The following is a 19,435-nucleotide window of genomic DNA, read 5'->3' as shown; positions in this document are numbered from 1 at the left end:
TTCAATCGAATAATTGTTTGTATTCGCCGTATCCTTCTTCCTCAAGGTTTTCTTTAGGGATGAATCGTAGTGCGGCTGAATTGATACAATACCTTAGCACGTTTTCGCCAGGTCCATCGTTAAAGACATGGCCTAAATGGGAATCACCGAACTTGCTTCTCACTTCTGTCCGGACCATATAATGGCTGAGATCTTTCTTTTCCTTGATCCTTGTGGAATGAAGGGGTTTTGTAAAACTAGGCCATCCGCAACCCGCATCATACTGATCCTTCGAACTGAATAAAGGTTCTCCGGAAACGATGTCAACATAGATTCCATCCCGTTCATTGTTCCAAAATTCATTTTGGAAGGGTGGCTCTGTACCATTCTCCTGTGTTACGTTGTACTGCATGTCATTCAACGCTTGACGAAGTGCTTTCTCGTCCTTTTCCATCACCCAGTTTTCCTCTATGAAACCTTTGCGGCCTGAACCTTTATAATAGCGATTATAGTGGTCCGGGTTCTTCTCATAATACTTCTGGTGATAGCTTTCTGCAGGATAGAATGTCTTTGCAGGTAAGATGTCCGTCACAATCGGCTTAGAAAACCGACCGCTTTCCTCCAAAATCTTCTTGGATGCTTCAGCCATCTCTTTTTGCTCCTCATTATGGTAATAGATAGCCGTTTTATAGGACTCCCCGCGATCATGGAATTGTCCGCCGGGATCTGTCGGATCGATTTGCTGCCAATAAAGGGTAAGGAGTTTTTCATACGGAAAAATTTCTGGATCAAAGGTGATTTGGACAGCTTCTCGATGCCCTGTCGTATTCGTGACCACTTCCTGATACGTTGGATTCTCCGTATCCCCGCCTGTATAACCCGATACGACTTTTTCGATGCCTGGCATTTCATCAAACGGTTTGACCATACACCAGAAACAACCGCCTGCAAATGTCGCAAGTTGTAAATTTTTATCAGTCATGTTAACACCCCCAGCTATATAGGCTGTACCTTCTGAATTATTTTCCTAAAAAAATTCTTATGTCTAATCATAGTGATTTGCATAAGATTAGCAAGTAAAACGTTTTATAAAACTAAGGTAACTCCATTCGTCTATTTTCATGTAAAATCATGAAAAGAATTTCGGAATGGTTAAAATGAATATGCACTTGCTAATTCATGAATATTTATTCATCATTTCTCCTTGTTTTTTGAGTTGTTAGGATCAATGTAAAGTTGTTGAGATAATTTCGTAAATCATAAGAAAAACCTGAGTATGTGGAGAAAAAAGGCATCTCTCCACATACTCAGGACGGCTTTTGCGCAACAAGGGTGAATAGTTTAGGTATTCCGATATCGTGGACTTTTTGGTTCGGCTCTTCCTCGAGTACTTTGACTACCAGTCCTGTATCGGCCACGGCGGTTATGAGTTCCCCCAATGTCCATTTCCTTTGTAACACTTCTGTTTTTTCTTCACTGTCTGATGAATACTTAGAGAAGGCAACCTGTCTATTTTCAATGGTCGGATCAAAATAATTTCCGCTCACCTTATGCTTTTTCCCTTTCGATGTGATCAATTTAGTCGAAATCGGGTGAAACTCATGCAGTACCAGTTGCCCTCCCGGCTTCAATAAACGCTGGATCACCTGAAAGAGCGGTCCCAGGTTGACGAAATAATGGAGGACACCCAGCTCCATCAGGATAATATCATACGATCCATCGCCCTTGAAAGAAAGAACATCTGATACCTCATACTGGATGTTTACTCCAGCTGCCCCGGCAACTTCTGCTGCGAAAGCGGCATTCTCTTGAGAAAAATCAACCACCGTCACATCGGCACCTAATAAAGACAAAGCAATTCCTTTGATCCCATTCGATCCCATCAAGTGTGCAATCCTTTTCCCTTCAACAGGCTCCATATATCGATAAAAAGATCCCAATCGTCCCTTAGGATGGTGTTTGATTTTCGCGGCAACTTCTTCTGGTGCACCGTACCGATTGATTAATGCTTGATAATTGTTTTGATTCCAGGCTGTTTGATTCTGCTCAGTCATCTGCATTTGTAAATCATGAAGATGTTGGTCGATCACCTCTTTATAACCAGAGTCTCTCCTGTTTGCATAAAAAGACTGACACCAGAAATATAAGCCTTCCCTTTGCAGTTGAATTCGAAAAGGGTCAGTTCGTATTGCTTTGTTATACATACATTGCACCTGAACCGAGGTACCCTCCATTTTAAAATGGAAGCTTCCTTTGTCTTTCGTCGTTTTAATAGGGGTTGGGCTATATGCCATGAAAAGGTCATGAACCGATTTAATCAGGTCCCACTGCACTTCTACCGTTACTTCATTCGGCTCCATTCCGACCCCTTGTAAGTAAAGGGAAGTGTCCTCTATAAATTGATAAGGTATCGCGTGTTGATCGAATACAGCTGTGATATTGTTTATCGTCAACCAAAAATGTGATGATTGCATTCTTTTTCCTCCGTCACCTATGTATCTCATTCTAAGATGACAGAATCGTAACCAAAATTCAATACAACAGGCACTCCCCTGAGAGGTGATTGTTTCAAAAAATCAGTCGGTCAATTGTGGTTCTTTAGTGAAAAAGGTGACTGGCTGTTAGCTTACTTTGTCGCCATTTTCTAATATTGCGTTGATTTGATTAAAAATCGGGACTTTTGCCCCTCTAAGAGGAAGGAGTAGACGGATGTGAATTTATGAGAGAAAAAAGGAAAAAAGAAAAAAGCTGATCGATTACAACATCAGCTTCAATACACGAAAAACAGGATGAACTGTCCGTATGGAGGTACTTTTACTAAAAAACTGTGAATGGATAAAAAAACCACTCACAGTCTATTATATATGGAATTTGAATTATTCAGGTATTGAATTTTTCGCATTGATAAATCCATGTCCATAAATGTTCGGGTCAAGATCATTCTTTTTTTCTGCACCATCAATCAGCATCTGCTTGATTTTGTCTGGTTCAGCGGCTGGATTGTGTTGAAGCATCAACGCAACGACACCCGCACAGATCGGTGTAGCCATCGATGTACCTGACATGACGAAATAGTCACCGTCTACTCTACTGGATTTTTGTAGTTTATCGATATAAGAATTCGGGGACCGCAGGGAAACAATATTGACACCTGGGGCCAGGATGTCGGGTTTTTGCACCCCATATACTGTAGGTCCTCTGCTTGAAAAACTGGCGACATCATCGTCTGAATTGTCTACTGTATCATTATCTTCATATGCACCAACTGTAATGACACGGTCACTTACTCCGGGACTTGCTATCGTTTGTGCATCCGGACCGCTGTTTCCAGCTGCTACACATACGACTAAGCCATTTTCCCAGGCTTTTTCGACGCTTTGGACCATCGGATCTTTATCTTCTTGTTCATATTTTTGAGCGGTTGCTCCAAGAGACATACTGATCACATCAATTTTCTTATCCGGATTGTTCATATTATACTGGAGGCACCAATCGATACCACTCATGATTGATTCAAGGGTTCCGGAACCCATTTTATCTAATACTTTCACCCCAATAAGATCGGCCTCATAAGCAGGTCCTTTATATTTCCCATTGGAAGCTGCTCCGTTTCCTGCTGCATCACCGGCACAGTGGGTACCGTGGCCATTATCATCATAGGGCTGTTCCTTCTGATTGACTAAATCCACAAAGTCTATGATTCTTCCATCAATATCCTGGTGTGGATGGATCCCCGTATCAATTACGGCGATGGTGACACCTTTCCCCGATAAAGTCGTATTGTTACGAACGATATCTTCCGCACCGATTGCCGGGGTGGCAACATCGAGCAATGCTTGTACCTTTCTATTCAAATAAATTCTTTTGATCTGGGGACATTTGCTAAGGATATCTTCTAACATGGCTGGAGTGGCATCGATACTGCAACATGAAACGAAAGAGAATGTTTTTCTTATACAGCATCGTGTATGGCTTTCAACAAATTGATGCAGTTCTTGACAATCATTTTCGAATGTATCCTGTGAAAACTCGATGATCACTGAAACCTTCTTCATTTTCTTGATGAAACGTTCAACAGTATTATGCATAAAACAAGGAATCCACGTGAAAGGCCTATACATGTAAAGCATTTGTTCGCGAAGGGGTTGGTCGATTTTATTAGCATAGGTCCGTATAGCCTGGACCATAGAATAACCAAACATCTTTTCACCTCTATCATTTTGTCTCATTTTTACTAGATTATGTGAATCTATTAAAAACGTTACGGTGTCCACCCATTTGATAGAGAAAAAAGCATATATCCTGGTTAGAAAAGCGCAAACGCCCTTGTCAGCCACGAAGGTCACTGGAAGTTCGACGAGGAGGCTGTTGCCGCCGCAGGAGGACTGAAGTGATCCAAGTGGTTGGGCGTTGGAGCTAGACAATAAGAAAAGCGCAAACGCCCCGGTCAGCCACGAAGGTCACTGGACGTCCGACGACCAAGTTCTATAAAGAATCAACATGAACAACGCCTTAAAAAGGACAGATGCTTTCTTACGCATCTGCCCTATCTATCAAGGATCATGTCGTTTGTCCGATCATCGACAATCGTTTGATTTCTTGTTCGATTTCATCTTTGAGGTTTTCGACGATTCCATAATCCATTGCTTTAATATAGTAGCTCTCCAATTCGTCGTGATATTCCTTTACTTCAGCCAGACATTGGATGGCACTTTTCATATTCGAAGTATACCGTTGAGTTATATCCAATAATTCTGTTGCATATTTTTCATCGGTTCCTGGTGTGATCGTCCTTTTATACATATCTACGATTTCATCATTTTCCCGATCTGGAAAATACTCATGAGGCGCTGTACTATCAAAGATTGCAATCCCCAGCTCACGGATGATGACCATATCAAGACTGTTCGGATCGAATCCGCAATGATAGATTTCTACGTCAAAACCTTTATCCTCTGCTGTAGCAGCGACTTTTTTCAGCAATGTCGACTTCCCTGAACCTGGTCTTCCTTTTATAAAATAGCGTTTGTAGATATCTTCCGTCAGATTCGGGATAAAATCTACTGCTCCTTTTGGTGTTGCAGCTCCCAGGAAGCGGTGAACAACCTTTGCACCTTTGTTCAATGATTTTCCTGCAAACAATTCTCCGATCAATTCAGTTGTCAGTTGGTCGGCTTTTGTAAAGTCCATAGTTTCGATATAGATCTTTTCCCATTCATCATGGACCACTAATGCTTTAGCAAAATAGGAATAAGCTTCATCATAAGTATTAGCAATGTTATCGTTGAGTTTCTTGATTTCTTTACGGTTAGCTTCCAATACGGTCGAATCCCAGGCTGTCCCCAGGTTCACATATTCCTCAATCGCCCCTGGATATTTTGGTTCGATTACATGTGGAGCCGTTCTATCAACTATCCCTACCTTTAGACAAGGTATGATCACCCCATCGATCGAATCATTATCGGATGAACAATGGAGAAACTCAATATCATAGCCTTTATCGTTCCATTCATACCCGATTGCTTTCATAAGCGAGGATTTTCCAGTACCGGGTCCCCCTTTCAAGATGAATAACCGGTCCAGACCATCAAGACAAGATTCGTATAAACTGTAAAAACCTCTAGCCGTATTGCCGCTTGCGAAGTAATTGGTGATTTTACCTGACAAATAGAGCACTCCCTTCCAATTTATCATTGGGTAACCCCTTTTATAGTATGCAGATGGCCTTTTTAGGTGATAGCCTATAAATGTCTGTTTAGAAAACGGCTCCCCGGGAACTTATAATGGGAATTGATTGTACGGAGGGGTTAAAAATGGAAATCCAACTGAAAAGAATTTATGAATCAAAATCTGAAAAAGACGGACAAAGAATACTTATAGATCGAGTTTGGCCAAGAGGAATATCGAAAGAAAAAGCAGATTTGGATGTATGGCTGAAAGAGATTGCTCCCAGCACCGATTTACGCAAATGGTTTGGGCATGTTCCCGAGCGATTTGAAAAGTTCAAGGAACAATACAAAAAAGAATTGGATCATGATGAAGAAAAGCAAGAAGCAGTGGAAAAGCTGAGATCTTACCTGAATCAAGGCAAAGTGACCCTTCTGTACTCAGCAAAAAACGAAAAACACAATCATGCTATCGTGTTGAAGGAATACCTCTCGTGAAAATCCATTTATGAGTACCTCAAATTTGTTTCTCCTATTTTGAGGGTGTAAGCACCTGAGTCAATCGTTCAAATAGATAAACAACAACCCAATTAGGTTCCATTTTCGTTGCGAATGTCATTTTTGCACACGTCGCTGCCTTTATGATATTTACAGGTCACGCATTCAACAGTGCAAAGAAAATTTGATATGAAAAAAAGAGCAAAGGGCTGACCCAGGAAGGGCAGCCCTTCATCTATATTTCGCCCTGGTCAACCACGAAGGTCACTGGAAGTCAGACGAGGAGGCTCGAACCAAACAAAGTTCGGTTCTGCGTGGGTAAACACTTCGGCCTAAATCAATGTGTCCACCGCCGCAGGAGGACTGGAGTGATCCAAGTGGTTGGGCGGTAGAGCTGGACATCACTTCATCGAAACAAAAATTTTATTACTTCCTTATCCTTAAAAAACCCACGGAGAAAATGAAAACTCTCCATGGGTTTTGCCGGTTTACGCAAAAGGTTATTAACAGTCCCATCATGTCTTAAGATTTCGTGATTGTTGGATTTGAATTCTCTACATATTTTTCCCTGATTTTTTCTGTTCCTTTATTGGGAGGGCCTAAACTGACGACTATATCGCCTACCTCACCTTTGATTGCATTTTCCTCGGTAAAAAATACAATTTTACCTGATGGTTTGAGGATACAAAGCAATTCTGCATCATCAGCACGTTCATTTACATATTGTTCAAATGTGTATTGGTTGGTGATTCTCGTCTTTCTGAAAACATAACCGCTTTCCACCTTTTTGTTAAGTACTTCCCAGGTTGCCCCATCGTGAAAAATGATGGTGCCTCCTACCGTTGGATTAAGCCCCCTAAGGTCATCCCCTGTAGTATTATGGAGACTTAATTGATAGACATCTGTTCTGCCGAAAGTAGGAACAAACGTGTTACATACCAGGGCATTATAAGAATCGATATCCGTTGAAGCAACCATATATTCATATGGAGTCAAGTCGATCTGATAATCCGTTTGTTCAGACAAAATTTCCCCACGGTAGATTGGGACACCCAAGTTTCGAGCAATGATCAGACGTTCGTATGAAGAATCCGTAATCAAAACCGGGATATCCAGCTCCTTCAGTACTTCCCCAAATTTTGCACTGAAACTGCTACCACCTACTAAAAGAACACCTGGCTGGTCATCGATTGCAAGTCCAAGCTTACTGGCCAGCCATCGGATTGAGAACCCATGGGCACAAACCGTTGCAAATACAAGTCCCAATGTCAAAGGGATCAATAACCGTGCATCTTCAAAACCTTGTTGCCTTAATGCCCCCGCAAAATATCCTGAAACCGTAAGTGCAACGATTCCACGTGGGGCGATCCATCCTACCAACGTCTTTTCTTTCAACGATAAATCTGTTCCTATGGTTGATAAAAAGATAGACAACGGCCGAACCGCAAACATCATCAGAATGACAAAGGAGAGAATATTCCAACTGAAAATCTCCAGTAACGTTTCGATTGGTAAAGAAGCCGTTATCATGATGAACACTGCTGAAATGAGCATGACAGACATCGTTTCCTTGAAATGCCTCATGTCATCTATTGAGGTAATATTCATATTTGCCATCGTGATTCCCATCGCCGTTACTGCAAGAAGGCCTGTTTCATGCATGATTTCATCAGAAATTGAAAAGCAAGCAAGGACGAACGCAAATACAAAAGGCGACTTTAGGAACTCGGGAACATGACCTTTTTCAATCATCCAGCCAGAAACCCTTCCAAAGAGCCATCCGAGAAACCCTGCCACCGCAGAAGCAACAAAAAAGAGCAATAAAGTTTGGGCGGTGACCGCTTCTTCAGTAAGGAATTGAATGATTTCAAATGCAAATACAGCAAGCAGAGCACCTAAAGGATCAACGATAATACCTTCCCATTTCAATATCGCTGCAGGTCGTGATTTAAGTTTTGCCTGTCTTAGAAGCGGAAGTATGACAGTAGGTCCTGTTACAGTAAAAAGACCGCCGATAACAAAGGCGACCGCCAAGGAAAGACCAGCAAAATAATGGGCCGCTAAGGAACCTAAGATCCAAGCAATGAAAGCCCCGAAACTGATAATCCGTAAAATCGGCCTGCCTACACCTCTTATTTCCCTGTAATCTAAGCTAAGGCTTCCTTCGAAAAGGATGATAGCAACAGCTGCTGATATGATGGGATTATAGATCTGGCCGAAATCTTCTTGTGGATTGATGATCCCGAGGAATGGACCAGCAAGAAGGCCAGCAAATGTCATGATTACGATCGCAGGAAAACCAAAACGCCAAGCTAACCATTGGGAGCCGATACCTAATACGATGATCAGCATGATTGTAAATAATAAAGACTCAATCATTATGTTCTCCTTTGCCCCTGAATTATTTTAATAAAGTAGGAATCAGTTCTTCAATCTATATTAGTATGCAAAACCTTTGTGAATTTATTGATATTTTATTCATTATACAGGTTTTAAACCTCACGTCATGTATTTTAGTTTAACAATAATCAACGTCCTGATAAAATAAAGAAAACTTGGCAAAAGCCAAGCCTTGGCGAAGGCCCCTTAGTTGCACTTATACTTCATTCGTAAACTTTTCTGCTACGACGGTTAGCTACATCGCTGAAAAGTTATACTTTCTTAACGTAAAAGAAAAGCGTAAACACCCTGGTTAACCACGCAGGTTACTGGAAGTCCGACGAGGAGGCTCGAACCAAACAAAGTTCTGTTCTGCGTGGGCAAACACTTCGACCTAATATCAATCTGTCGACCGCCGCAGGACTACTGAAGTGATCCATGTGGTTGGGCGGTGGAGCTAGACATCCCTTCACCGCAAAAAAATATCCATATTTTCTTTTCCTGTATAAAAAAGAGACCCTCAATGCGATTAGCAATGAGGGCCTTTAGATTACGTTTTTCTCAATTGTCTCACTCGTTTGATCGTTCTTGCTTTCAGTTTAAGTCCATTCCCTAAAGAACCAAATAAAGTGCCTCTATGAGGATCGATCAACTCTTTATCGTTGTAATAGAGCCTCGGTGTTTTAAAGAGTGCCAATAGCGCTTGTCCAAAGGGCATCTCATGATAGCGATCAGGCCACATTTTTTTAATATGTTCCTTGACCATCGGATAGTACTTCGGATTCATTCCCGGGAAAAGATGATGTTCGGTATGGTAGGAAAAGTTGAAGTGTAACACATCCACCCATTTGGGGGTTACGACTGTCAAACTGTTCGCTAATGGATCATTCACTGGTACAAGCGGATTTAAACGGTGATTTGTCGAAATATAAGCCATTACGATAAAGTTAGCAATCAACAATGGTAATAAAAACGCGAAAAACCATTTTTCAAATCCGATCCATACCAGCAATCCAATCCAGGTTGCCCACGGTAAAATGGCTTCAAGCCAAACACTCGGCTGTTTCTTTGGATTGAATTCTTTAATATAGACAGTAAACATCTTCATAGAATGTAGGGTGAATGTAACAGCCAAGGATGCAAAACTGGCGATTGCTCTTATTGAAAAAGGAATCCGGTACATCCACTGCATGACTCTGCTCTTCGTAAACTTATTCATACTCGGCCATGCATCAGGGTCTTTTTCTTCATGCTGGGTATGGACATGATGGGTAATGTTATGCCATTTTCTCCAAAGCTTAGGGCCGGTAGTCAATGGCCAGAAGGCTATCGCTCCTAGAAAATCCCGTAGCCATGGTTTACGGACAACTGTACCGTGTAAGATTTCATGCCCTAAAAAGCCCATACCGGCGAAGCTTGCCCCAAGGATGAAACTTATTGGTATACTTATCCAAATGTTTAAATCAAAGAAAATGATTGTGATAAAACAAGCTATTGAAATCAGTAAATATGCTAAACCACCCAGAAGTCTTGACGGGATGGGTTTGAATGCTTTTTTAGGCAGGTGTGGAGCTATCCGTGCAGCATACCAGCCGAATGTATGATAATCTTTCATTTTTACCGCTCCTTTTATTTGTTCCCTGTATTATATACTGTGATTTATTTATGCTCCTCTTATCCAGCATTAAATGTAATTTAGTGGAATTTGAATTTTCACAAACTTTCCGAAACTTAAACTTAACGCTAACAGGTTGATAGGGCAAATGTCAATGAAAATTATTACCAAGTCCTAATACGAGATAATATATCAAACAAACCGATCAACAAATAAAGGAACAGATGTCTACTGATTTTGTTCACCATAATGAATTTAGTTTGTCCTTTTTTATGGAATTAAATAATATTTCATAAACAGCGAAACGATGATCAGGAGCTTAAGTTACACCAAGTCCTTTTGAAATGAACAAGATGTACTCTTCTCTTTTTTTGGTCGATTATTCCTTTACATACATGAAAACAGTAAGTTAGGAAAAATTATGTAACAATGAAAAAAATGAGGAGGAATTCCCATGCCTAATAATCCTTTAATCCCTCAATTCCCCGAACCGATATGGAGAGCAGGAGTCGGGCTTCCGACTTTTGAAACAATGACTGAGGATCAAAATGTGGACGTAGCGATAATCGGTGGTGGTATAACAGGAATCACGACTGCCTATCTTCTAACCCAATCAGGTCAAAACGTCGCTTTGATAGATGCGGGAAGTATCATCAATGGAACGACCGGTCATACAACCGCTAAGATCACAGCTCAGCATGACCTCATCTATGATGAACTGATCCAGCATATCGGAGAAGTGAGAGCCAAGCAATACTATCAATCAAACACAGAAGCGATACAATTCATCCAAAAGATCATCAATGAAAACAACATCGATTGTAATTTTAAAAATGAGGATGCTTATCTCTATGCAACCACTAAGGCATCCAAGCAAAAGCTGCAGAAAGAATATGACGCCTATCGGAAATTAGGAATAGACGGGGATATGGTCGACCAAATACCGTTTGATATTCCCGTTGAAGCTGCTCTAGTCATGAAGAACCAAGCTCAATTCCACCCACTTCGCTATTTACTGCCCCTTATTGAAAAAGTCAAGACAAACGGAGCGAAAATGTTCGAGAACACGACTGCGGTCGATGTGGAAACTGGGTCAAAGCCAAAGGTGGTTACTAGAAACGGGTTTAAAATCAACTGTAATCATGTTGTCGTTGCCTCCCACTTCCCGTTTTTTGAAGGGCGAGGTTTTTATTTCGCAAGGATGTATGCTGACAGATCCTATGCGATTGCCATCAAATCCGAAAAGCAATATCCAGGCGGCATGTATTTAAGTGTCGATCAACCGAAACGCTCACTTCGTACAACCACCTTTAATGATGAGGAATATATTTTAGTGGGAGGAGAAAATCATAAGACCGGCCATGGAGTAAACACGATCAAGCATTATGAAGCGTTGGAAGATTGGGCACAGACGACGCTAGGAGTGCGTGAATATCCTTTCCGCTGGTCTACACAGGATCTCACGACCATAGACAAGATACCTTATATCGGGAAAATCAGTTCAAAATACGATAACATTTATGTGGCTACCGGTTTCAAAAAATGGGGTATGACCTCCAGTGCTGTCGCGGCACAACTGATTACCGATCTGATCACTAAAGGACTGAGCCCATACACAGACCTTTATACACCGTCCCGCTTTTACACAGATCCAGGCCTGAAGAACCTGGTGGTCCAAAATGCGGACGTGGCAGGTCATTTCGTTTCTGGAAAAGTGGGTCTTGCCCATAAAAAGCTTAAAGATTTGGCAAAAGACGAGGGTGCTGTCGTTAAGGTGAACGGAAAACGTGCAGGGGCTTATAGAGATGAGAATGACTGTTTACACCTGGTGGATACAACTTGTACACACATGGGCTGTGAAACTGAATGGAACAGCGGTGACCGCACTTGGGATTGTCCTTGCCACGGATCACGCTTTGCAATTGATGGGACTGTCGTTGAAGGACCTGCAGAAAAACCCTTGGGGAACGTTCAACTGGAAGACTGACACAGATACAGAACGTCAACTTAGGCTCCATCCATAGCAAAGAAGATCGGAGGTTTTATGATGAAGCAGGTTTCAAGCGTATTTTGGATATCGATTGTTATTGCGGTCATATTCGTCATTTGGGGAGCGTTTTTACCACAACTTCTTACTGATGTCATGAGTGATACTCAAGCTTTTTTTATGAAGAATTTCGGCTGGTTTTACCAGATGTCCGCTACCTTTTTCTTGGTCTTTGCCCTTTTTCTGATTTTTAGTAAATATGGAAGAATCAAACTTGGCAAAGACGAGGATCAACCTGAATTCAACCGGCCGACCTGGTTTGCGATGCTTTTCAGTGCGGGTATGGGTATCGGCTTATTATTCTTTGGGGTATCCGAACCTATTTCCCACTTTTCAAGTCCCCCATTTGGTGAAGGCGGGACAAGCCAAGCAGCGACAACCGCACTTCAATATACCTATCTTCATTGGGGATTCCATGCGTGGTCGATCTATGCCGTCGTTGCACTGACCCTTGCCTATTACAAGTTCAGGAAAGGGCTCCCTGGTCTGATAAGCGCTACCCTTTATCCGATTTTAGGCGAAAAGACAAATGGACCGATCGGTAAGCTTATCGATATTGTGGCTGTGATTGCAACTTTATTCGGTGTTGCAGCCTCTTTAGGGCTCGGTGCTGCACAAATCAATGGCGGATTGAATTATTTGACCGGCATTCCGAATAACTTTTTAATACAGTTCATCATCGTTGCAGTCGTCACCGTTATGTTTCTCATATCTGCAGCTACAGGAATCAAGCGTGGAATCAAATATTTAAGCAATGCAAACATGGGTCTCGCATTCATTTTGTTTGTCTTCTTTTTGTTCGTAGCTCCTACCGTTTTTGTTCTCGACTTATTCACGACTACTTTCGGTGGGTATATTCAAAATTTAGCAGCATTAGGTTTGAGACTGGCCCCGTTTAATGAAAAAAATGCAGCCTGGCTGCAATCTTGGACGATCTTCTATTGGGCATGGTGGATCGCTTGGGCACCATTTGTCGGAACATTCATCGCCCGTGTATCCAGAGGAAGAACAGTCCGTGAATTCATTACCGCTGTTTTGATCATCCCAACTCTGGTATGTGCCTTCTGGTTTGCAGTGTTCGGAGGGACAGGGATTTATATGGAGTATAATCTCGGACTGAATGTATCCGGTCAAGCGTTAGAAGCAGCGTTATTCTATGTATTCCAGCAACTTCCCTTTACAATTGTGCTTGTCGTAGTGACACTGTTATTGATTTTGACTTTCTTTATAACGTCAGCAGATTCTGCAACCTTTGTTTTAGGTATGCAAACGACATATGGAAGCATCAACCCGCCTAACATTGTAAAGATTGTCTTAGGCCTGTTGCTATCTGCTTCTGCGGTCGTCCTGATGGCTACAGGGGGGCTACAAGGATTCCAATCAGCCATCATCATCAGTGCGTTCCCTTTAGGGATCGTCCTTCTCTTCAGCTGTTATGCGTTATTGAAGGATTTTCGGGCGGAAATGAGGGGACTTAAGCAAACTAAAAGTAAAAAACCACCTGTCATCCTTAGAGGAAAGCTGCAACAAAGAAAGATGCGTAAAAATAAAAGTTGACTATTAGCCTTTCCGAAAGAAGTACTCCTCTTCAAGCTTACGGTAAGGGGGGATAAATTTCGGTTAGGCAGATAAAGTTGTATTTAAAATACTTTTAAAAAAGGATTTCCCAATACAAAAAAGAATATTGAATTAGAGAAATAACCGAAATTTCGACACGCTATTGAGATCACAGTGACCAGGATTCAAACATCAATACTGCAATTTAAGATTCTTGACCAAGATTCGTTAGTAGCAAGAACCTTTCAGTAAGAAAATCTCTAATTACGGAGTCGATCTATGTGGATTACTATTAAGGATATATTAGTAAACGTTTTATTCATCCTATTCCCTATGCTTTTCTATTTCGTTTTTCTTCGCGAAGATAGTCGTGTGCGGGAAAAAGTTATTTCGAAATTCTTTTTCATATTATTACTTTCAATTGTACTGATGATGATCTTACCGGCTGTCTATTCTGAAGAATTTAAATATGATCTTAGAATCATCCCCATCATCCTCGGTTTCATTTACGGGGGACTGATGCCTGGGCTTTGCTTGACTGCTTTGATGCTTGGGTTTACGTACGTCCTATACCCAGCGGAATTTTTCATAGCCCTGGGTAATTACATAATAGCTTCCGTCGTTTTAATCATTTTAAGAAAGTTTTATTATACACAATCCAATAAAGGGAAATTGCTTACTTTAACAGTGTTTTATTTTGTAATTGCTAGCTTACGAGCTGTTTATTTCATTGCTAATGGATACTTCAATCAAATTGAGATTACAATCTATCTGTCCATCATTACGCTGTTTACTTTAATATGTGTAATTGCACTGATCGAAGCCTTGAATAGGCAAATCATGCTTCAAAGGGAATTGGAACACATTGAAAAAATGAACGCAATCAGTCAGTTGGCAGCTTCAGTCGCACACGAAATCCGAAATCCGATGACGACAGTCCGAGGCTTTCTTCAGATTTTAAGCAAAAGTAAAGAAATTCCAGAAACGGACCGTTCTTTTATTACAATTTCCATATCAGAACTGGATCGTGCCCAAACAATCATCAATGAGTATCTCTCTTTATCTAAGCCTCAAAAAAACGCTTTAGAGATCATCGATTTCACCAAGCTGATCAATGACTCGATCAAGATCATTTCCACTTACGCCATCATCAATAATGTGGAAATCTCAAAGTCTGTGAAGGATTCCTTGAAGATTAAGTGTTTCAAGCATGAAATCCAACAAGTTTTGATCAATATCATGAAAAACGGAATCGAGGCAATGGATAATTCTGGTAAAATGCATGTGTCAGCTGTAAAAAAAGACCAATGGGTGGAAATCCTCATTCAAGATAATGGCTCAGGAATATCGAATGAACAAATCAAACGCTTAGGCACCCCTTATTTTTCTACTAAGGAAAAAGGTACCGGTCTTGGCCTCACAGTCAGTTTTGAGATCATCAAACGTATGAATGGGTTGATCGATGTGCAAAGCCAAATCGGTCAAGGAACGACCTTTAAAATTCGTTTGCCAGCTGTGCAAGAGAAAAATTAATCTAATTTATAAAAGTGGAATCGCCCTGTTCAGCCACGAAGGTCACTGGTAGCCTGACGAGGAGGCTCGAACCAAACAAAGCTCGTTCTGCCTGGGAAAACCCTTCGGTCTAAATCAATGTGTCGACCGCCGCAAAGTGATCCAAGTGGTTAGGCGATAGAACTGGACATTACTTCACTCCAAATAAATTTTCATAGTTCTTAGCTAAAAAAGGTTGGCATAATCGCCAACCTTTTTTAGCTCTTTTTTTCAGCTTCCAATTGATAAATCTGTTTTTTCAAGTCTGTTATTTGTTTTTGTAGCGCGAGCGTACCAATCTCATCACCTGGCTCGAGCTCCTGGGCTATCAAATTCGATAATTGTAACTCCAACCGCTCTATTTCATTATTGATACTTTGTTCGTCTTTTGATAAATGGACATGTTTTTTCCATTCCATATAAGTACCTTTGTATTCATAGAACCCATTGTCCAATGAAAAGACACGGTTTGCGACTTTCTCAAGCATATAAGGATCGTGGGAGACAGTAACGACAGATCCAGGATAAACAATCAATGCATCCTCGATTCTTTCTCTTGTCTCTATATCAAGATAGTTGGTGGGCTCGTCAAGCACAAGTAGATTCGCTTCTGAAAAATACAATTTCACAAAGGCTACTCTGCATTTCTCCCCCATACTTAGATCCTTCACTTTTTTAAATACTTGATCACCTTTAAATAAAAAGCATGCCAGGATGGTTCGTGCATCTTCTTGAGTCATTTGCGGCAACTCTAATATTTGTTCAAGAACCGACTGTTGCAGATCAAGCCCTTCCAACTCCTGCATAAAGTATCCTATTTTCAATTGAGGGTGATGGATGACATCGCCTGATACAGGCAGAAGATGTCCGGTGATCAGCTTGAGCAAGGTCGATTTCCCAGTTCCATTTTGACCGATCACGGCGATTCTGTCCCCCCGGTCGATCGTAAAGGATAACGAGCTGAAAAGCTTTTCATCTTGATCATATTGAAAAGCGGCATTTTCAAATCTAAGCAGTATTTTACTGTCGAACCTGCCACCTTCCAATTCAACATTGATTTTCGGCGCCTCCTTCGGTTTCTCTACCTGGTTATTTTCTAGTCTTTCCAATGCTGCTTCCTTTGCCTTGAACCGTGTCATATTCTTGTTTGCTTTTTTCTTTGCAAAAGGATCCCGTTCACTTGCAGCACTGTGTGATTTCTGAAACCACTGCTTGTATTGCGTAACAGCTTCCAAGAGCTTTCTTTTTTCTGCCTGTTGTTTGTGATATTGGGCCTCGAGCGTCTTCCGTTCATGTTCAACCTGCTTAAGGTATTGTGAATAGCCTCCATGATATTTTTTCGTTCCCTCGGGAGTAAGCTCATAGGTGATTGTCGCTACTTGATCAATGAAGGCACGTTCATGGGATATGAATAATATAGCTCCTTTAAACGATTGTAGCCATCCTGCAAGCCACTGCATCGTCACTGCATCCAGATGATTGGTCGGTTCATCCAGAACAAGAGCCTTTGGATTCCGTTGCATGGCCTTTGCAAGTTTTGCACGTGTTTTTTGACCACCACTCAAGCTCGCAATGGGCTGATTCCAGGTATCCTTTTTAAGACCCAGCTTGAGTAAAGACTTTTCGACCGAAACCTCCCACTCATATCCTCCTAATTCCATGAAAGTGTCGAGCGCTTTATTATACTTAGAGAGGACATCCATATCCTCATAATTATCTTGTATCAACCGTTCATACCTTTCCAATCGTCGTTTTACGTTGAACAGATCCAAAGTTTCACTTTCCACAAATTCTCTAGTCGTCAATAGATTATCCTGTAAAGATTCTTGAGTGACGATTCCCCATTCTCCAATTTTCATCGAGTAGTTGATCGTTCCACTGGTCACTTTTTCTTTCCCTAAAAGACAGTTAATGAGAGTCGTTTTCCCTACTCCATTCCGTCCAATTAACGCAATATGGTCACCATCATTGATTTCTATGGCTGCACCTTCGAATATTTGCTTTCCATCACGTTCAACCGCAATATTTTCAGCCTTCAAAACTAACATTCCGATCCCTCCAGCACTTTTTTCCATTGGCTTTGTTATAATACATTGTTGATCTTTGCAAAATTCACTCCCTTTCCGTGGGCTGAAGAAAAGCAGAAGCGACCCGCTGAGTTACGTAGGTCACTGGAAAACAGACGAGGAGGCTCGAACCAAACAAAGTTCGGTTCTGCGTGGGCTCACACATAAGATGTAAATCAATGTGTCGACCGCCTCAGGAAGTTTGAAGTGATCCAAGTGGCTGGTCGCTGAGCTGGACATCACTTCTACATCCAAGCTGCGGGGTCTCGCCTGGCTCGCTTTTCCCACAGAGTGTCGCGAATTTCCTGCAATTTTTTAAAAAGATCAATATTAACCTTTACCAAATAACAAAGTCTTTCCATAAAAAAACACAGGCCGCTGCCTGTGAACCAGATAAATGGGATCATGATGCTGAAAAAAGACCAGCAAAATCCGATCATGAAGAAAACGATATCTAAATGTAGGCACACTTATCCCTATACTCTGTTTACAGGCAGAGCCATTTTTCGTATTAAGCTACGCGAAAAATGTTAAGGGACTTCATGATTTTAGTATCGATACCTCCTCTTATTTGTATATTTATTATAAACCATCCCGCGGTGAAATCCAAAGGATTCCAAAAAATTGTTTCACATGGAACACTGACCTTGTTTCACCCTATGCGATTGAGGCTACAAATAAATTATCATTTCCCAATTTTTTGATGGTATGATAATGATAAAGGGTAGTGGTGAAAGGAGGAAAAGTAGTTTATTATGCAGCAGCCAACACCGATTTCGACTCATCAACGTATTGCAACAATTGATATTATTCGTGGATTTGCACTTCTAGGAATATTTCTTGTGAATATTCCCGCATTATCCGCTCCAGCTCTGATTTATGATCTATATTCGATTCAACCTGCATATGAAGGGATGGACCGATGGGTTCGCCTTATTTATGACTTGTTCGTCCAAGCTAAGTTTTACCCGATGTTCTCCTTTCTTTTTGGATTTGGTTTTTACATATTCCTTTCCAGAGCTGAACTCAAAACCGATCAACCTCGTAAACTTTTTATCCGCCGGTTGGTCATTCTGCTTACCTTTGGTCTATTGCACTTGGTTTTTGTCTGGTACGGGGACATCCTCCACACGTATGCATTGATTGGTTTTCTGTTATTATTCTTTTATCCTCTCAGACCAAAAACGTTATTGATATGGGCAGCGTCCTTACTCTTCCTCTTTTATGCATTATTAGCGTTGCCCCTACTAGCTCCCCCGTCCCATTATGATTCTTTAAACTATATTGGCGAGACGGTGGGTAATAATAAAGTGGAAGAGTCTGTGCGCATGTATCGGGAGGCAGGATACTTTGAGTTGACAGCCTACCGATTCCAAAATGAAGTGCTGCCTGTCCTAGAGTATTTTTTATTCAATATCCCCCAGATCCTAGCACTCTTTTTATTAGGGTTATACGTTGGTAAAAAAGGTATCATAGCAGAGCCAGGGTCTCATCGAATGTTAATCAGGAAGATTTGGGGGATAAGCATCATCATTGCGTTTCCGTTGATGATCTGGTTGACATCGATCGAATTGGGCTGGCTGGATTACGGGGTCCATGAAGAAAGTTTTTCTTACTTGCTTATGAATTTAAGCGGAATGTTCCTAGCTTCGTTTTACATCTTTTCCGCTGTTCTGTTTTTAGAGAAGATTAGAATGAATCGGATCTTGCAATCATTTCAAGCAGCTGGGAAAATGGCGCTGACCAATTACCTCGCCCAAACCTCCCTTTCCGTGATCTTTTTTGTGGGCCTAGGCTTTTACAATAAGGTCAGTTTGACTTTCGGGCTATTGATGGTTCTCGTTTTTTTCTCCATTCAGCTAGTCTACAGTCATTATTGGTTGAAATATTTTCACTTCGGGCCTTTTGAATGGCTATGGCGGTCCCTTACGTATAAACAACGACAGCCGATGAAAAGGAAGGATCCCCCGAACAAAAAAACGACTTTATAAGGTTAGAAAAGCGGAATCGCCCGGGGCAGCCACGAAGGTCACTGGAAGTCCGACGAGGAGGCTCGAACCAAACAAAGTTCGGTTCT

General features: G+C 41.4%; 12 protein-coding genes. 5 read left to right on the top strand and 7 right to left on the bottom strand.

The annotated features are described in order from the left end of the window. Position 1: 1 nt before the first annotated feature. The 4 genes from msrA to L1611_RS13890 form a co-directional block, all read right to left on the bottom strand. On the bottom strand, positions 2–961 hold the full coding sequence (gene msrA / locus L1611_RS13905; RefSeq protein WP_236314155.1) for a peptide-methionine (S)-S-oxide reductase MsrA: 960 nt from the start codon (positions 959–961) through the stop codon (positions 2–4). Between the two features lie 325 nt (positions 962–1,286). Further along, positions 1,287–2,453: a class I SAM-dependent methyltransferase gene (locus L1611_RS13900; protein WP_236314153.1), complete on the bottom strand. Its 1,167-nt coding sequence runs from the start codon at positions 2,451–2,453 to the stop codon at positions 1,287–1,289. 402 nt (positions 2,454–2,855) lie between these two features. After that, positions 2,856–4,181: a S8 family peptidase gene (locus L1611_RS13895; protein ID WP_236314151.1), complete on the bottom strand. Its 1,326-nt coding sequence runs from the start codon at positions 4,179–4,181 to the stop codon at positions 2,856–2,858. A 358-nt stretch (positions 4,182–4,539) separates the two neighbouring features. Further along, positions 4,540–5,673 (bottom strand): PRK06851 family protein, encoded by a 1,134-nt coding sequence (locus L1611_RS13890; RefSeq protein ID WP_236314148.1) that lies wholly within the window; start codon positions 5,671–5,673, stop codon positions 4,540–4,542. A gap of 119 nt (positions 5,674–5,792) precedes the next feature. Here L1611_RS13890 and L1611_RS13885 point away from each other — a divergent pair, with 119 nt between their 5' ends. Beyond that, complete coding sequence (locus L1611_RS13885; RefSeq protein ID WP_236314147.1) at positions 5,793–6,143, top strand: DUF488 domain-containing protein; 351 nt, start codon at positions 5,793–5,795, stop codon at positions 6,141–6,143. A 522-nt stretch (positions 6,144–6,665) separates the two neighbouring features. Here L1611_RS13885 and L1611_RS13880 read toward each other — a convergent pair. Both L1611_RS13880 and desB read right to left on the bottom strand, forming a co-directional pair. Continuing rightward, the gene (locus tag L1611_RS13880; RefSeq protein WP_236314145.1) at positions 6,666–8,522 is read right to left on the bottom strand and encodes a cation:proton antiporter; all 1,857 of its coding nucleotides are present in this window, start codon (positions 8,520–8,522) and stop codon (positions 6,666–6,668) included. Positions 8,523–9,072: 550 nt separating this feature from the next. After that, positions 9,073–10,137, bottom strand: a complete 1,065-nt coding sequence (gene desB, locus L1611_RS13875; RefSeq protein ID WP_322972556.1) for a Delta(10) desaturase DesB — start codon at positions 10,135–10,137, stop codon at positions 9,073–9,075. A 454-nt stretch (positions 10,138–10,591) separates the two neighbouring features. On the opposite strand from desB, the gene L1611_RS13870 reads away from it, so the two are divergent. From L1611_RS13870 to L1611_RS13860, 3 genes are all read left to right on the top strand, one after another. Next, the gene (locus tag L1611_RS13870) at positions 10,592–12,124 is read left to right on the top strand and encodes an FAD-dependent oxidoreductase (RefSeq protein ID WP_236314143.1); all 1,533 of its coding nucleotides are present in this window, start codon (positions 10,592–10,594) and stop codon (positions 12,122–12,124) included. A gap of 60 nt (positions 12,125–12,184) precedes the next feature. Then, positions 12,185–13,741, top strand: coding sequence for a glycine betaine uptake BCCT transporter (locus L1611_RS13865; RefSeq protein ID WP_236314141.1), 1,557 nt, complete (start codon positions 12,185–12,187; stop codon positions 13,739–13,741). Between the two features lie 279 nt (positions 13,742–14,020). After that, positions 14,021–15,274 carry an ATP-binding protein gene (locus L1611_RS13860; RefSeq protein ID WP_236314140.1) on the top strand — a complete coding sequence of 418 codons (1,254 nt, stop codon included), beginning with the start codon at positions 14,021–14,023 and terminating at the stop codon, positions 15,272–15,274. 236 nt (positions 15,275–15,510) lie between these two features. On the opposite strand, the gene abc-f is transcribed toward L1611_RS13860, so the two are convergent. Beyond that, positions 15,511–17,340: a ribosomal protection-like ABC-F family protein gene (gene abc-f, locus L1611_RS13855; protein WP_236314138.1), complete on the bottom strand. Its 1,830-nt coding sequence runs from the start codon at positions 17,338–17,340 to the stop codon at positions 15,511–15,513. Positions 17,341–18,113: 773 nt separating this feature from the next. Between abc-f and L1611_RS13850 the strand changes: the two genes are divergently transcribed. Next, the gene (locus L1611_RS13850; protein WP_236314136.1) at positions 18,114–19,349 is read left to right on the top strand and encodes a DUF418 domain-containing protein; all 1,236 of its coding nucleotides are present in this window, start codon (positions 18,114–18,116) and stop codon (positions 19,347–19,349) included. Positions 19,350–19,435: the final 86 nt, after the last annotated feature.

The sequence above is a fragment of the Pseudalkalibacillus salsuginis genome (assembly GCF_021646685.1).
GTDB classification, from domain to species: domain Bacteria; phylum Bacillota; class Bacilli; order Bacillales; family Fictibacillaceae; genus Pseudalkalibacillus; species Pseudalkalibacillus salsuginis.
Note: the sequence above shows the minus strand (reverse complement) of the source record. Positions and strands in the feature narration are given on the sequence as shown.

Excerpts from the sequence above, each read along its gene's own strand:
- msrA (WP_236314155.1), bottom strand. The coding sequence starts at position 961 with ATGACTGATAAAAATTTACAACTTGCGACATTTGCAGGCGGTTGTTTC.
- L1611_RS13900 (WP_236314153.1), bottom strand. The coding sequence starts at position 2,453 with ATGCAATCATCACATTTTTGGTTGACGATAAACAATATCACAGCTGTA.
- L1611_RS13895 (WP_236314151.1), bottom strand. The coding sequence starts at position 4,181 with ATGTTTGGTTATTCTATGGTCCAGGCTATACGGACCTATGCTAATAAA.
- L1611_RS13890 (WP_236314148.1), bottom strand. The coding sequence starts at position 5,673 with ATGATAAATTGGAAGGGAGTGCTCTATTTGTCAGGTAAAATCACCAAT.
- L1611_RS13885 (WP_236314147.1), top strand. The coding sequence starts at position 5,793 with ATGGAAATCCAACTGAAAAGAATTTATGAATCAAAATCTGAAAAAGAC.
- L1611_RS13880 (WP_236314145.1), bottom strand. The coding sequence starts at position 8,522 with ATGATTGAGTCTTTATTATTTACAATCATGCTGATCATCGTATTAGGT.
- desB (WP_322972556.1), bottom strand. The coding sequence starts at position 10,137 with ATGAAAGATTATCATACATTCGGCTGGTATGCTGCACGGATAGCTCCA.
- L1611_RS13870 (WP_236314143.1), top strand. The coding sequence starts at position 10,592 with ATGCCTAATAATCCTTTAATCCCTCAATTCCCCGAACCGATATGGAGA.
- L1611_RS13865 (WP_236314141.1), top strand. The coding sequence starts at position 12,185 with ATGAAGCAGGTTTCAAGCGTATTTTGGATATCGATTGTTATTGCGGTC.
- L1611_RS13860 (WP_236314140.1), top strand. The coding sequence starts at position 14,021 with ATGTGGATTACTATTAAGGATATATTAGTAAACGTTTTATTCATCCTA.
- abc-f (WP_236314138.1), bottom strand. The coding sequence starts at position 17,340 with ATGTTAGTTTTGAAGGCTGAAAATATTGCGGTTGAACGTGATGGAAAG.
- L1611_RS13850 (WP_236314136.1), top strand. The coding sequence starts at position 18,114 with ATGCAGCAGCCAACACCGATTTCGACTCATCAACGTATTGCAACAATT.